The sequence below is a fragment of the Bartonella sp. AD328YNZD genome (genome assembly GCF_042196425.1).
On sequence record NZ_JBHIQG010000854.1, the window covers coordinates 1 to 554 of the forward strand.

The 554-nt window shown below is 39.0% G+C and carries 1 protein-coding gene; it reads left to right on the forward strand.

Going from position 1 to position 554, the window contains the following annotated elements:
- Positions 1–495, forward strand: a 495-nt coding sequence (locus ACFIO3_RS15420; RefSeq protein WP_375704817.1) for a sigma-70 family RNA polymerase sigma factor, incomplete at its 5' end; no start/stop codon positions are given.
- Between the last annotated feature and the right edge of the window lie 59 nt (positions 496–554).

Sequence of the window (554 nt, forward strand, 5' to 3'; positions counted from 1 at the left end):
GCTTTTGCTGTTTCTTTAAGTGGCAAGCACGATAAAGCCGAAGATTTGGTCCAAGATACTGTTATGAAAGCATGGGCTAAGCAAGACAGTTTTGAGATGGGAACCAATCTTAAAGCGTGGCTTTTTACGATTTTGCGTAATGAATTTTATAGTCAAATGCGCAAAAAGGGGCGGGAAGTTCAAGATACTGATGGCGTGTTTACTCAAAATGTCGCTGTGCATCCTGCTCAATATGGATCCCTTGATTTGCAAGATTTTAAAAAAGCCTTAAATCTGCTTTCTGCTGATCAAAGAGAAGCCATTATTCTCATTGGGGCATCAGGATTTTCCTATGAAGATGCTGCAACTATTTGTGGGTGTGCTGTTGGAACCATTAAAAGCCGTGTGAGTAGGGCGCGTAATCGATTACAAGAACTTCTTAATGTTAATGGTGAATCCGATTATGGTCCTGATTCTTATTCCGCTGGGAGTACATTATGTTCATTTAACGGCTAAAAAAGCATAATAATTATGATCGATAGCCTTGTTTTTTTTATTCCCGTTATAGCTATTAC